The sequence below is a fragment of the Candidatus Limnocylindria bacterium genome (assembly GCA_036523395.1).
Lineage (GTDB): Bacteria > Chloroflexota > Limnocylindria > P2-11E > P2-11E > CF-39.
This window is the reverse complement of sequence record DATDEH010000021.1, coordinates 20,140-32,949: the sequence shown is the minus strand read 5'-3', so window position 1 is coordinate 32,949 and position 12,810 is coordinate 20,140. Positions and strand designations below refer to the sequence as shown.

At 66.6% G+C, this 12,810-nt stretch carries 17 protein-coding genes; 16 read left to right on the top strand and 1 reads right to left on the bottom strand.

The window, feature by feature from the left end:
- Positions 1-67: 67 nt before the first annotated feature.
- A complete protein-coding gene (locus VI056_02915) occupies positions 68-592 on the top strand; it encodes a DinB family protein (protein ID HEY6201973.1) in 525 nt (174 codons plus the stop codon).
- 87 nt (positions 593-679) lie between these two features.
- Here VI056_02915 and VI056_02910 read toward each other — a convergent pair whose 3' ends face one another.
- On the bottom strand, positions 680-1,072 hold the full coding sequence (locus VI056_02910; protein HEY6201972.1) for a response regulator: 393 nt from the start codon (positions 1,070-1,072) through the stop codon (positions 680-682).
- 33 nt (positions 1,073-1,105) lie between these two features.
- Here VI056_02910 and VI056_02905 point away from each other — a divergent pair, with 33 nt between their 5' ends.
- The 15 genes from VI056_02905 to VI056_02835 all read left to right on the top strand — a co-directional run bounded on the left by VI056_02905 (position 1,106) and on the right by VI056_02835 (position 12,805).
- Positions 1,106-1,456 (top strand): metalloregulator ArsR/SmtB family transcription factor, encoded by a 351-nt coding sequence (locus VI056_02905; GenBank protein ID HEY6201971.1) that lies wholly within the window; start codon positions 1,106-1,108, stop codon positions 1,454-1,456.
- A 140-nt stretch (positions 1,457-1,596) separates the two neighbouring features.
- Positions 1,597-2,787: an ATP-binding protein gene (locus VI056_02900; protein HEY6201970.1), complete on the top strand. Its 1,191-nt coding sequence runs from the start codon at positions 1,597-1,599 to the stop codon at positions 2,785-2,787.
- A complete protein-coding gene (locus tag VI056_02895; protein ID HEY6201969.1) occupies positions 2,784-3,380 on the top strand; it encodes a DoxX family protein in 597 nt (198 codons plus the stop codon). Before VI056_02900 ends, VI056_02895 begins: the two co-directional genes overlap by 4 nt.
- A 54-nt stretch (positions 3,381-3,434) precedes the next feature.
- Positions 3,435-3,737, top strand: coding sequence for a hypothetical protein (locus VI056_02890; GenBank protein HEY6201968.1), 303 nt, complete (start codon positions 3,435-3,437; stop codon positions 3,735-3,737).
- 267 nt (positions 3,738-4,004) lie between these two features.
- Positions 4,005-4,322 carry a hypothetical protein gene (locus VI056_02885; GenBank protein HEY6201967.1) on the top strand — a complete coding sequence of 106 codons (318 nt, stop codon included), beginning with the start codon at positions 4,005-4,007 and terminating at the stop codon, positions 4,320-4,322.
- Between the two features lie 4 nt (positions 4,323-4,326).
- Positions 4,327-5,049 (top strand): MBL fold metallo-hydrolase, encoded by a 723-nt coding sequence (locus tag VI056_02880; protein ID HEY6201966.1) that lies wholly within the window; start codon positions 4,327-4,329, stop codon positions 5,047-5,049.
- On the top strand, positions 5,046-5,516 hold the full coding sequence (locus tag VI056_02875; protein HEY6201965.1) for a DUF5946 family protein: 471 nt from the start codon (positions 5,046-5,048) through the stop codon (positions 5,514-5,516). Before VI056_02880 ends, VI056_02875 begins: the two co-directional genes overlap by 4 nt.
- Before the next feature lie 129 nt (positions 5,517-5,645).
- Positions 5,646-6,551: a CAP domain-containing protein gene (locus VI056_02870; GenBank protein HEY6201964.1), complete on the top strand. Its 906-nt coding sequence runs from the start codon at positions 5,646-5,648 to the stop codon at positions 6,549-6,551.
- Between the two features lie 25 nt (positions 6,552-6,576).
- The gene (locus VI056_02865) at positions 6,577-7,029 is read left to right on the top strand and encodes a YdeI/OmpD-associated family protein (protein HEY6201963.1); all 453 of its coding nucleotides are present in this window, start codon (positions 6,577-6,579) and stop codon (positions 7,027-7,029) included.
- Positions 7,030-7,033: 4 nt separating this feature from the next.
- Positions 7,034-8,080, top strand: coding sequence for a non-homologous end-joining DNA ligase (gene ligD, locus VI056_02860; GenBank protein ID HEY6201962.1), 1,047 nt, complete (start codon positions 7,034-7,036; stop codon positions 8,078-8,080).
- Positions 8,081-8,197: 117 nt separating this feature from the next.
- The gene (locus tag VI056_02855) at positions 8,198-9,496 is read left to right on the top strand and encodes an amino acid ABC transporter substrate-binding protein (GenBank protein HEY6201961.1); all 1,299 of its coding nucleotides are present in this window, start codon (positions 8,198-8,200) and stop codon (positions 9,494-9,496) included.
- A gap of 24 nt (positions 9,497-9,520) precedes the next feature.
- On the top strand, positions 9,521-10,384 hold the full coding sequence (locus tag VI056_02850) for a branched-chain amino acid ABC transporter permease (GenBank protein ID HEY6201960.1): 864 nt from the start codon (positions 9,521-9,523) through the stop codon (positions 10,382-10,384).
- Positions 10,381-11,349, top strand: coding sequence for a branched-chain amino acid ABC transporter permease (locus VI056_02845; GenBank protein HEY6201959.1), 969 nt, complete (start codon positions 10,381-10,383; stop codon positions 11,347-11,349). The genes VI056_02850 and VI056_02845 overlap by 4 nt, the downstream gene beginning before the upstream one ends.
- Positions 11,346-12,098, top strand: a complete 753-nt coding sequence (locus VI056_02840; GenBank protein HEY6201958.1) for an ABC transporter ATP-binding protein — start codon at positions 11,346-11,348, stop codon at positions 12,096-12,098. Before VI056_02845 ends, VI056_02840 begins: the two co-directional genes overlap by 4 nt.
- On the top strand, positions 12,095-12,805 hold the full coding sequence (locus tag VI056_02835) for an ABC transporter ATP-binding protein (protein ID HEY6201957.1): 711 nt from the start codon (positions 12,095-12,097) through the stop codon (positions 12,803-12,805). The genes VI056_02840 and VI056_02835 overlap by 4 nt, the downstream gene beginning before the upstream one ends.
- Positions 12,806-12,810 lie beyond the last annotated feature (5 nt).

Here is a 12,810-nt window from a genome sequence, read left to right as displayed (position 1 = left end):
AGACACGCGCCGAGGCGAGCGAAGGCGAGCGGGACGGGACGTCCTCGATTTGGCTAGCCTCTCGCTCATGCGAAACACCACCGTCGCGCCCTTCTACGAGGGGTGGCGCCTGTTCAACGACCATCTCGTCAAGGCGCTTGCACCTCTCTCCGCCGAACAGCTCGCGCTCCCCGTCGGCTCGCCAACCTGGCCGATCTGGGCGAGCGCGTCGCACCTCGCCGGCGGGCGCGTGTTCTGGTTGTGCCACGTGTTCAAGGAGCCCGGCGCGGAGACGACGCCGTTCAACGACCCTACGGGTTTCGGCTGGGAGGATGACCTCACGCACCCGCGATCTGCCGACGAGCTCGTCGGTGCTCTCACGTCGACCTGGAAGATCGTGGAGAGCTGCCTCGCGACGTGGGCGCCCGAGACGTTGAGCCGGGAGGCTCGGCGGACGCACGGGACCGAGGTCCGCATCCACACACGCCAGTCCGTTCTCATACGACTCATCACGCACGACGCGTTTCACACCGGGGAGATCTCGCTGGCCCTCGGGAGCAACGGGCTTCCTGGCATCGAACCATGGGCCGGGCTTTCACGGGTCATGGGCTAGCCGGGACACGCCGCTCCTGCGATGCCGAGCGTGACGGAACGGTCATGTCTTTGCCACGGACGCCGTCCACCATCGTCGTGGGGTGCGCTAACGGGTAGTCAGCTCGTCGATGGTCCAGAGGAGCTGTTCGATCGCGAACGGCTTGGGCAACACCGCGGCCGCGCCAAGGCGATCGGCCTCCTCCACCGCGGGTTCATAGGCCGTGCACACGATGATCGGCACGGTCGGATACCGCTGTTGGACGCGCCGGACCCAGGCGCGCGCCGCAGCGCTCGCGTAGGGGCGCACGCCAACGAGATCGGTGATCACAAGATCGGGAACCGCGTCAGACGACACGCGATCCGGATCGTCGACGAACGCGAGGTCGTAGCCCTCATCGCTCAGCACCTGGCGGATGAGGTTTCGTATGTCGCGGTCGTCCTCGATGACCAAGATCTGAGTTACCGGCCGCACCATGTCGAACCAGGTCCTGGGGCGCAATTTTGACGGGCATCGAACTAGGTGGAGGGACATATGGCCGCCCAACGGATCATTGATCACGGTGCGGTCGCACTCGCCGAAGCGCGCATGCTGCCGCCGCGGTCCGCGCGCGAGGCGCAGCGCGTTCTCATGTGTCTGTGCGATCCGACCCGCCTGAAGATCGTTCGCGCGCTCCAGGCGACCGAGCTTGCTGCTGGCGATCTCGCGGTCGTCATCGACCGGAGCCGTTCAGCGACGAGCCATCACCTACGGATACTGCGCGACGCATCCGCGGTCGTGAGCCGTCGCCAGCAGAACGTGATCCGTTACCGGCTTTCCGAGGACCTCACCGCTGACGTGCTGCACGCGGTCGGCTCCGCCTTCGACCTGCTTGCGCCGACCTAGTCGCGCGCTCGCCCACCTGGTCCAAGAACACGCGATGACGCGGGATTGGGGCGTGACCGAACCGTCATGACTCCCTGAGCGATCGGCGGGACCATCGCGTCATAGGGGCGGCCAGCTTCGAGAGCAGGCCGGAGGGCGCGATGGCCATCAAACAGCAAACGACACTCAACGATCCAGCGGCGAAGCCGTGGGTGCTGCTCGTCGAGGACGAGCCGACCCTCAGCAAGCTCGTGGGGAAGCTGCTCGACGAGGCCGGTTACGAGCATGTGTCCATCACCGATCACGATCAGATAGCGGGCGCGATCCTTCGCTGGCGGCCCAAGTGCGTCATCCTCGACAGCGATCCGGGATCGAAGGGTCACCAGCGCTCGTGGGCCGACGCGGCGACGATCCGTCGCGCTCATCCGGATCTGCCCGTGTTGATGTTCACCGCCGATCCTGCCTCGATGGCAGAGGCCCGGGCCGGCACGACCGCCCGAAGCAAGGCCGCAGGGTACGCAGGTGTGATCGACAAGCCGTTCCTCGTGGTCGAGTTCCTCGCGACTCTGAGACACGCCGTCGACACACCGCACAATGCGCACTCGTCGGACGGCAAGGGCCTCGCCACCGAAGCGATCAGCGTGTTCCCGGAACTGGCCGGACCGGACTCAGAGGGCTGGGCGGTCGCCGACTTCTTCAGCATGGCGGTGCACGAGCTGCGCACACCTCTGACCACGATCGACGGTCAGGCGCAGCGCGCCCAGCGGCTCCTCACCAAAGACCCGGTCAAGGCCAGCGAGGCACTCGACCGGCTCCGCGAGCAGACCAGACGCATGACCCGGCTGCTCAGCGATCTGCTCGATCACGCTCGCGTTGGCGCGGGCGCGCTCAGCCTCGAAGTGGTGACGTTCGACCTCGGCGTCGCGACCGCGATCACGATCGGCCTTCATGAGCACGAGGAGAAGCCGCGCATCACGTTCAAGAGCTCCCCAGAGCCATTACGTGTTCGTGGTGACCCGGATCGGTTCGCGCAGGTCCTGTCCAACCTCCTGGACAACGCGGTCATGTACAGCCCAGCGGACTCGCCCATCGACGTCTCGCTCGCGGTCGTCGGTAAGAATGCCGAGCTGCGCGTGACGGACCGTGGCGTCGGCGTGCCAGACGAGGAGCGCGACATGCTCTTCGCGCCGTTCTTCCGGACATCGCGCACGCGCGACATCGCGGGCACGGGCCTTGGCCTTCACATCAGCCGGCGGATCGCCGAGCAGCATCGCGGCAAGTTGGCGCTGGAGACCAGCAGCAGCGCGGGCAGCGTCTTCGTGCTCACGTTGCCACTCGCGGAGGAATCATGACGAGCCGCATCATCTCGGACCCGCCACTCGCCCGGTTCCTGTTCTCGGATACGCGCATGGCTCCGGTGTGGCTGCTGATCCGCATTTACGTCGGCTGGGCCTGGCTCGAATCGGGATGGCACAAGGTAGAGACGGTAGGTCCTGGTAACTACATCGTGGATGGTTCCGGCATCCTCGCGTTCTGGACGCGCATCGCGGCGATCCCCGCCGCACCCGCGAAACCTGCGATCACCTACGACTGGTACCGCGGGTTCATCCAATTCCTCATCGACAGCCACGCCGAGGTCGTCATGGGCAAGGTCATCGCGTTCGGCGAAACAGCGGTAGGGGTCGGTCTCATCCTTGGCGCGTTCGTTGGTATCGCCGCCGTAAGCGGCGCGTTCATGAATCTGAACTTCATGCTGGCCGGCAGCGCCAGCACCAACCCGGTGATGCTCCTTCTCGGGTTCCTGCTCGTCCTCGCGTGGAAGACGGCCGGCTTCATCGGGCTCGACCGGTTCCTTCTACCGCTCCTCGGCACTCCGTGGCGAGCCAAGAAGGACGACAAGAGCGCAGGTCCTCACGTCATCGCACCGCGCACCGCGCCCGTTTGATGTAGCGGGACCCGGCGCGCGGCGGCCTAGCTCGCTCCCGTACTCTGCGCTGCCATGGATGGTCGCCCGTTGTGGCTCGACGCGGAGACGATGCGCAGGCTCGGGCGCGAGACCGTTGACGCGATAGCCGAACGACTGACGCGCCCGCGGGACGCGACGCCGGTCGTCACCGCGCTCCCACCCGAAGACCTCGCCGCACGTTTGCAGGAGCCGGCGCCCGAGGCCGGCCGTCCCTTCGAACAGCTCCTCGCGCGGCTCGAGGCGGACGTGCTTCCGTTCATGGCCCGCAACGAGCATCCGGGCTACTTCGCGTACATACCAGGCTGCGGCATGGGCCATCCGCGCTCGGCGACCTGATCGCGAGCGGCCTCAACATGGATGTGGGCTGGGGACTGTCGGCGGGCCCGAGCCAGCTCGAGCTCGTCGTCCTCGACTGAGTCAAGGAATGGATCGGTTACCCCGCCGATGCGGGCGGCCTTCTCGCCAGCGGCGGGTCCGCCGCGAACATGACCGCGCTCGCATGCGCTCGCGAGTCGCTCGTCGGCGCGATGTCCGATCGACTCGTCGTCTACTGCGCCGACCAAGCGCACTCCTCGATCGGCGCCGCCGCTGCGGTTCCTCAAGGTGATCGTCCTGGGTCTTCTCGCGAGCGAGGTCGTCGCCGCGACGTGGTCGATCCGGCGGTGGCGCGCTGGATCGGCATCGATCGCAACTCCCGTGGCCGCGGCCGCGGTATTCGCGCTGTCGCTCGCTCTGGCATTCGGAAACATACCGAGCCAGGTGCGCAGCTTCGTCGTCGGGATCGCTCTTAGCCGACCCTCCGACATCTCGCTGATGGCGGTCGGGTTGATCGGGGTCCCGGTTGATTGGCTCATCGTGATTGCGCTCTCCCGCGGGCATCTTCGCGGACGGCGCACCACGCTGTCGCGCGCCGCAGACTGACGGCGTGGAGATCGCGCCAGGCATCCGCCGCATCGGCCCGGGCCTGGCCAACGTGTACCTCTTCGAGGAAGGCGGAGCCGTCACGATCGTTGACGCCGGAATGCCCGGCTACTGGCGCGCACTTCCGGCGGAGCTCGCGGCGATGGGACGCTCGCTCGAAGACGTCCGCGCGGTCGTGCTCACGCACGCCCACAGCGATCACATCGGGTTCGCGGAGCGGATCCGGGCCGAGCGCGGCGTACCGATCCGCGTCCACGAGCTTGACGAGCTGCGCGCGAAAGGTCAGGTTCCGGGTCCGAGGGCCCTGGGCGACTTCAAGGTCCTTCCGCTCCTGGGCTTTCTCCTCTTCGGCCTGCACAACGGGCTGCGCTCCCCACCGATCCTCGAGGTCGCGACGTTCGGCGACGGCGCGACGCTCGACGTTCCCGGCACGCCGCGTGTCATCCACGCGCCCGGCCACACGGCGGGGAGCGCCGCGCTCCACTTCGCCGGGCGCGACGCGATCTGCGTCGGCGATGCGTTCGTCACTCGCAACGTGATCAACGGCGCGACCGGGCCACAGCTCTTCCCGAACTTCAACACGGACAACGAAATGGCCTTCGCGTCCCTGGGGCGATTCGAAGGTGTGGACGCGCGTCTCGTCCTCGCGGGACACGGCGAGCCCTGGGACCGGGGGCTCGCCGAGGCCGTGCGCGTCGCGCGCGCGAACTGGGTGGGTCGCGGATGAGCGATGTCTGCTCCTGCGGCCTCGCGGTCGCGGACGGCGTAGAGGGTTGCCAGCGTCTCTTCGAGTCGATCGGCCTGCGCGAGTACGAGGACATGCGCTTCGCGCGTTACCACCGGATCGTCGTCGACGTGTACGCGCTGCAGCATCCCGATCGGTATGGCCGCTCCGCCAAGTCGTTCGCGGCGCACCTTACAGGGCTGTGCGCATGGCTCGATGACGAGCCCAACGCGCCGACGGCCAACGCGGCCGTGCAGCGCTGGCTCAACGGGCCGTCGCCGATCGACAAACCGACGCTGCCGCCGGCCTATGGCGCGGTCACGATCCGCCAGCTTGTCGATACGGACGATCCGGTCCGTTACAGAGAGGTCCTGCTCCACTGGGCGCGTTCGACGTGGGGTGCGTACGCCTCGCTGCACGCCACCGCCCGTGCCTGGATCGCCGCGTCGCCGGCGCGGGCGACGCGATAGCGAGCAACCGGGCGGTGTAATGGCCCACTGTTCACGTACTGGGCGGAACGGGGGATAGCCGCACCACATTCACACACCCATCGTTGACCCTGCGAAGCCGGAATTGAGGCCGGCTGAGGAGGGGAAGGGTTGTCCACGCCCGCGGCGCCCCGTGTCTTTGTCGCGGCTGCCCTCATCGCCTGCCTGCTCGTGGCCTGGCCTGGCGGGCTCCCGAGTGCCGCCGCGAGCCTTGATGCGCAGGAGTCCGATCTGGTCTCGGTGGTGAACACCTTCCGTGCCTCGCATGGCCTCGCGCGCCTTTCTCTCTCCGACACCCTCACGTTCGCCGCGAAATGGATGGCGACCGACATGGCGATCTACGACTACTTTTCACACACTTCGCGCGATGGCCGTGCACCCGTCCAGCGCATGACCGACGCGGGCTACCCTGGCCCGCAGACCTACACCGGCGAGAACATGGCGGCCGGATACGCCACCGCGAGCGAGGTGCTGAACGGCTGGCTCAATAGTCCGGCCCACTACGCGGTCCTGACGAATCCGAACTACCGCGCGATCGGCGTCGGTCGCGCTTTCAGCGACGGCTCGAGCTATCACACCTACTGGGTCATGGACGTTGGCGGGATCGTCGATGCCGCCACCGCCGTCTCCGCGTTCGACCTCGGCTATCACGCGGCGTGGGGGGTGCAGAGTCCCGACGTCACGCTTTCGCCGGGCGAGACCGCGACGATGGTCGTCGCGCTCCGGAACACCGGCTACCGCGGGTGGTACCGGGGCAACGCCGGCCAGCAGGCGAATCTCGGCACGGCGGACCCGCTCGACGCGCAGCGCTGGGATCTCGACTACGGCTGGCCGTCGGCCTCACGCATCGCGACAACGACGACTGCGTACGTCGGGCCCGGGCAGCTCGGGTGGTTCCAGTTCCAGGTGCGCGCTCCCGCGCAGCCCGGCTCGTACGTGCTGCGTGCGCGCGGCGTCATCGACGGGGCGACCTGGCTCGAGGATCCCGGCATCTACTGGACGATCACGGTCCGCTGACTCGCGCCTCGATTAATCTCGTCGCGTGGCCGCCGTCTCGTTCACCACGGTCGCGCAGCCGGATCCAGATCCCGGGGAAGTGCTCCTCATCGAAGTTCCAGCCCGCGTCGTCGCCGCGCTCAGTGACAAGAAGCGGGTCCCGGTGAACGTCACGCTCAATGGCGTTCGTTACCGGTCGACGATCGCGGTGTACGGCGGGAAGTTCTACCTGCCCGCGCGTAAAGAGGTCCGCGAGGCCGCGAAGCTGGCACCGGGCAAACGCGCTCACGTGACACTCGAAGCGGACACCGCGGAGCGTACCGTGATGGTCCCGAGCGACCTCGCGCGAGCCCTGTCGTCGGCCAAGAGACGTCCGGCCTTCGACGCGTTGTCGTTCACGCGTCGGAAGGAGCACGTCGAGGCGGTCACCGGCGCGAAGCGTCCGGAGACCCGCGTTGCGCGCATCGCGAAGGTGGTGGCGTCGCTCCGGGCACAATGACCTCGTGAAAGTCGGCGAGCGTGAAGTCGCGGTCACCAACCCCGAGAAAGTGTTCTTCCCGGCTCAGGGCCTGACGAAGAGCGACCTCATCCAGTACTACGCCGACCTCGCACCGTACGTACTGAACCACGTCGAGCGCCGCCCGATGCAGATGAAGCGCCACCCCAACGGGGTCGAAGGGGACTTCTTCTACCAGAAGCGCGTCCCCAATCCACATCCGGATTGGCTGGAGACCGTCCACATCAGCTACCCGAGCGGCAACGAGGCCGATTTTCCCGTCGTGACCGATGCGGCCGGTCTCGTGTGGATCGCGAACCTCGGCTGCATCGAGATGCACACCTGGCACTCGCGCGTCCCCGATGTCGCGAAGCCCGACTACATGCTCATCGATCTCGATCCGAGCGAGGGCAATCCCTGGGAGCACGTGCGGGAGATCGCGATGGTCGTGAAGGAGGTCCTCGACGAGCTGAAGCTGCCGAGCTATCCGAAGACCTCCGGCGTGTCGGGCATGCACATCCTCACGCCGATCGTCATCGAGCTCCCGTTCCCGGAGGTGCGGCGTTTTGCGAAGGCCGTGGCGGCCGAGGTCGCGAATCGCGTGCCGAAGATCGCCACGATCACCTGGGTCGTGAAGGACCGCACCGGCGTCTTCGTGGACTACGGTCAGAACGCCTTCGACCGGACCATCGCGTCGGCGTACTCGATCCGACCGATGGCCGACGCGCGCGCGTCGGCCCCGCTTCGCTGGGACGAGGTGCCGGATGTGCGGCCTGAGGCGTTCACGCTCGAGACGATGCGCGACCGCGTCGCGAAGGTCGGCGACCTGACGGCTGACATCTGGCAGCACCGCGCGGACCTGAAGCCGCTGTTCAAGGCGCTGAAGCTGAAGGACCCGGTGATCGACGACCGTGTGCTCGTGCGCCCCAGCCGCCAGTGGACCGCCGAGGAGCAGCGCGCCTGGCGCGAGCGCGGGCGCGGCAGCGGGTGGAACCGCGGGACGTCGCGGCGGCCGCCGGTGGCGAAGGCGAAGGAGCCGCGCGACCCGGCTTAGGCGCCCAGGAGGCGCACGCGCGACGAACGGCGGCAGGTTAGAGACATTCGGCCCTTCCCCTGGCGGGTACGGGCTGTACTAGCGTGCTCCTTCAGGCACCCTTTGGAGGAGAGACATATGAACTTCATCCGCCCGAGTGCGGTCGCCATTGTCCTGGTCGGGTTGCTCGCCTCAGCCTGTGGCGGTACGGCGGCTCCCGTCGCCTCGCCGACCGCCACGACGCAAGCGTCGGCGGCGGCGACCACGAAGAAGCTCGTCGTAGGCTTCACTGCCTCGCAGACAGGTGCGCAGAACGTCGCCTCGAAGAAGCAGACCGAGGGCATCCAGCTCTGGGTCGACGACGTCACGAAGGCGGGCGGGATCAAGATCGGCAACAACACGGTCCTCATGCCGGAGATCAAGTTCTACGACGACGAATCCAAGACCGACCGCGTCCAGGCGCTCTACACGAAGCTCATCAACGACGACAAGGTGGACTTCCTCCTGTCGCCGTATTCGAGCGGCCTCGTGAAGTCCGCGGCCGTCGTATCCGAGCAGAACGGCAAGGTCATGGTGACCGCGGGCGGGGCCGACGACGCGACCATGGAGCAGGGCTTCAAGTACATCTTCCAGGTCTACACACCGGCCTCGAAGTACCTCACCGGCGCGATCGACCTGATGCTCAAGCTCGACCCGACGATCAAGAAGGTCGCCATCGTCAACGAGAAGGATCCGTTCTCGACCTCGGTCGTCGCAGCCGCGAAACCCTATGCCGAGAGCAAGGGTCTTCAGGTCGTGGTCAGCGAGGGCTACGACACTGGCGCCACCGATTTCAACCCGTTCATCAACAAGATCGTCGCGGCCACGCCGGATGCGATCATCGGCGGGGGCCACTTCCAGGACGGCACGACGTTCGCCAAGCAGCTCTTCGAGAAGAAGGTGAACGCACGCTTCATCGCTCTCCTCGTCGCACCGCCGGAGCCGACGTTCTCCGACGTCGGTGATGCGGCGCAGTACATCGTCGGACCATCGCAGTGGGAGACTCAGGTGAAGTATTCGGAGGCAGGTGCGAAGGCGCTGAGCATCCCGTACTACGGGACGAGCGTCGAGAACTTCACGAAGGCCTACACGGCCAAGTTCAACGCTCCACCGTCCTACCACTCTGCGGGGGGGTACGCCGCCGGCCTGATGCTCCAGAAGGCGCTCGAGGACGCGCAGAGCACGGATCAGGAAAAGGTCCGCGCCGCCTTCGATAAGCTCGATCTCATGACCTTCTTCGGGCACGTGAAGTTCTCGACCGAAGCGAAAACACACGGCAAGCAGGTCGCGCACGACATGGTCTACGTGCAGTGGCTCAAGGACGCGTCCGGCAAGCTCGCCACGCAGATCGTTTGGCCGCTGGAGGCGAAGTCCGCGGACGCGCAGATGCGCAAGTAACGCAGTAAGTAGTACAAGCCGGGCATGAGCCTCGACGCGCTGATCCCGTCGGCGATCGACGGACTCATGCTCGGCTTCGTCTATGGCCTGGCCGCGATGGGCCTGACGCTCATCTTCGGGGTGATGAAGGTCATCAACCTCTCGCACGGACCGGTCATCGCCCTTGGCATGTTCACGGTCCTCGTTCTCAGCCAGACCTTCGGACTCAACCCGTACCTTGGGCTCGTCGCCGCTCTCTTCCTCGGCCTTCTTCTCGGCGTTGTGATCTATTTCGTGGCGGTCGACCGCGTCATCAACGCTCCCGAGCTCACGACGCTGCTCGCGACCTTCTCGGTCAACCTGATGATCATCGGCATGGGCACGGTGATCTTCACCACCAGCCCGCGCGCCGTCGACATCGACCTCGGCGCACTGCGCGGCGGCGGGATCACGATCCTTGGAACGCATGCCGTGTCCGTGGCGATAGCGATCGCCGTGGCGGCCGCGCTCTACGCCTTCCTCTTCCGCACCCGCCTCGGCAAGTCGATCCGCGCCGTGGCGAACAACCGTGCGGCCGCGGAGCTCATGGGGATCGACTCGCGCCGCATGCTCGCGCTCTCCTTCGGCATCGGCACGGCCCTCGCGATGACCAGCGGCGCGCTCCTCTCGACGCTGTTCTCCTTCACGATCCTGTCTGGCACGACCTACGAGGTGAAATCGTTCGTCATCGTGGTGCTCGGGGGACTGGGCAACCCCACGGGCGCCCTGGTCGGCGGGATCGTGCTGGGGCTGCTTGAGGGAGTCGCCACCGTCTTCATCCCAGTGTCGTGGGTGCCTGTGCTCGAATACGTGATCTTCGTGCTGATCCTCCTCGTCCGGCCGTCGGGACTGCTGGGCTCGCGCGCGTGAGGCAGGTGCGCGCACCCTTCCTCCCCGCGCTCCTGGTCCTTATGGCCGTCGTCGCGGCGGTGCCGATCGTCACGAACAACCCGTCGCTGCGTGAAGAGCTCTTCCTCATGTTCATGCTGATCACGCTCGCGTCGAGCATCAACATCATCATGGGCTACACCGGGTACGTATCGTTCGGCCACATCGTCTTCTTCGGGATCGGCGGCTACATCGCGTTCTGGCTGATGCAGACGCTCGGCATGCATTTCCTGCTCGCGGCCGTCGCGGGCGCGATCCCGGCCGCGCTCATCGCGGGACTCATTGGCGTGCCGATCCTCCGCCTGCGAGGTGCCTACTTCGCGCTCGCTACGATCGGCATCAACGAGGCGATGAAGTCGTTCGTGACGAACTTCGAGCCCTTTGGTGGCGCGGTCGGAATGTTCTTTCCGTTCTCGATCTACGGCACATACGGCGGAGCGCGCGAGGCCGCGCAGCTTGCGTACTACACGATGACCGCTGTCGCGCTCGGGACGATCGCTGCCAGCTATGCGATCAAGCGCTCGAAGTTCGGGCTCGCGCTCATGGCCATCCGTGAGGACCAGGACGTCGCGATGGTCGTTGGGATCGACCCGGCGCGCGCGAAGGTGCTTGCCTATGTCGTGTCGGCGTTCTTCCCAGCGCTCGCCGGCGCCGCGTTCTTCTTCAAGAACGGGATCATTGAGCCGGCTCACGCGTTCGACCTGCTGCGGTCGATCGAATCGCTCGTGATGGTGGTACTCGGCGGCATCGGCACCGTCGCCGGGCCGGTCGTCGGCGCCGCAGTCTATGAGTGGCTGCGCGGATTCCTCATCACCAGCCCAACGTTCGCGAACTTCCAGCTGGCCATCGCAGGACTCTTGCTTCTCGTGACCGTCCTGTTCGTCACGGCCGGGCTGATCGGCTGGCTCCGCAATCGATTCCCGGTGCTGAGGGCGTACATCCAGTGATCCTCTCCGTCCGTGACGTCACCGTTCGCTTCGGCGGCCTGGTCGCCGTCGATGGGGCTTCCTTCGACGCCGACGAGGCCACCATCGTTGGGCTCATCGGACCGAACGGCGCGGGGAAGACGACGCTCTTCAACGCGATCAACGGCGTGTACAAGCCACGCAGCGGCAACATCGTCTTCGCCGGCGACGACATCACCGGCATGCCCGCCCACCAGGTCGCGCGCCGTGGCGTCGCGCGCGCGCACCAGGTGGTCCGGCCGCTCAACGATCTCTCGGTGCGCGCCAATGTCACGGTCGGAGCGTGCTTCGGGCGCGAGAACCTCCCACTCTCGCTGGCGTCGAAGGTCGCGGACCAGGTGCTCGAAGAGCTGGGCCTCGCCGACAAGTCCGAGATTCCCGCCGGCAAGCTCAATGTCGCTCAGAAGAAACGGCTCGAGCTCGCGCGGGCGCTGGCCGCCCGTCCGCGGCTCCTGCTCGCCGACGAAGTCTTGGCCGGGCTCAATCCGCAGGAGGTCGCCGACATGCTCGGCCACTTCCGGCGCATCCGGGGCCAGGGCGTCACGGTGATCATGATCGAGCACCTGATGCACGCGGTGATGAACGTCTCGGACAAGGTCGTCGTACTCGATCACGGGAAGAAGATCGCCGAGGGCACGCCGACCGAGGTGCAGAACGATCCGAAGGTGATCGAGGCCTATCTCGGCGATCCCAAGGTCGCGCAGCGTTTCCTCGAGGAGCAGGGCGCGTGAGCACGCTCGTCGTCGAGAACGTGCAGTCCGGCTATGGCGAGGTGCAGATCTGTTGGGGCGCGTCCCTGACGCTGCGCGAGGGAAAGCTGACCACGCTCCTCGGTTCGAACGGAGCGGGGAAGACGACGCTGCTCCGCACGGTCATGGGTCTACTGCCATGTTGGCAGGGCTCGGTGAGGCTCGACGACCGGCCGATCACGAAGCTCTCGCCGCACGAGAAGGCCGAGCTCGGCCTGGTGCTCATCCCTGAGGGGCGGCAGCTCTTCTCGACCATGTCGGTCGCGGAAAACCTCGAGATGGGTGCGACAGCGAAGCACGCGCGCCCGCAGCTGAAGCGAACGCTCTCCGAGGTCCTCACGCTGTTCCCGCGCCTCGCCGAGCGTCGAGCGCAGCTCGCAGGCACGCTATCCGGCGGCGAGCAACAGATGCTCGCCATCGCGCGGGGCCTGATGGCCAAGCCGAAGATCCTGATGTTCGACGAGCCGTCGCTGGGACTGTCGCCGCTCTTCGTGATCAACCTCTTCGAGATCGTCCGCACGCTCAAGAAGCAGGGCCTGACGATGCTTCTCGTCGAGCAGAACGTGCAGATGGCGCTCGCCATCAGCGACCACGCGTACGTGCTCGACCATGGAAAAACGGTGATCGAGGGTCCCGCGAAGGAAGTCCGCGGCATGGAGCAGGTCCGAAGGGCGTACCTCGGCCTCTAGCGCCT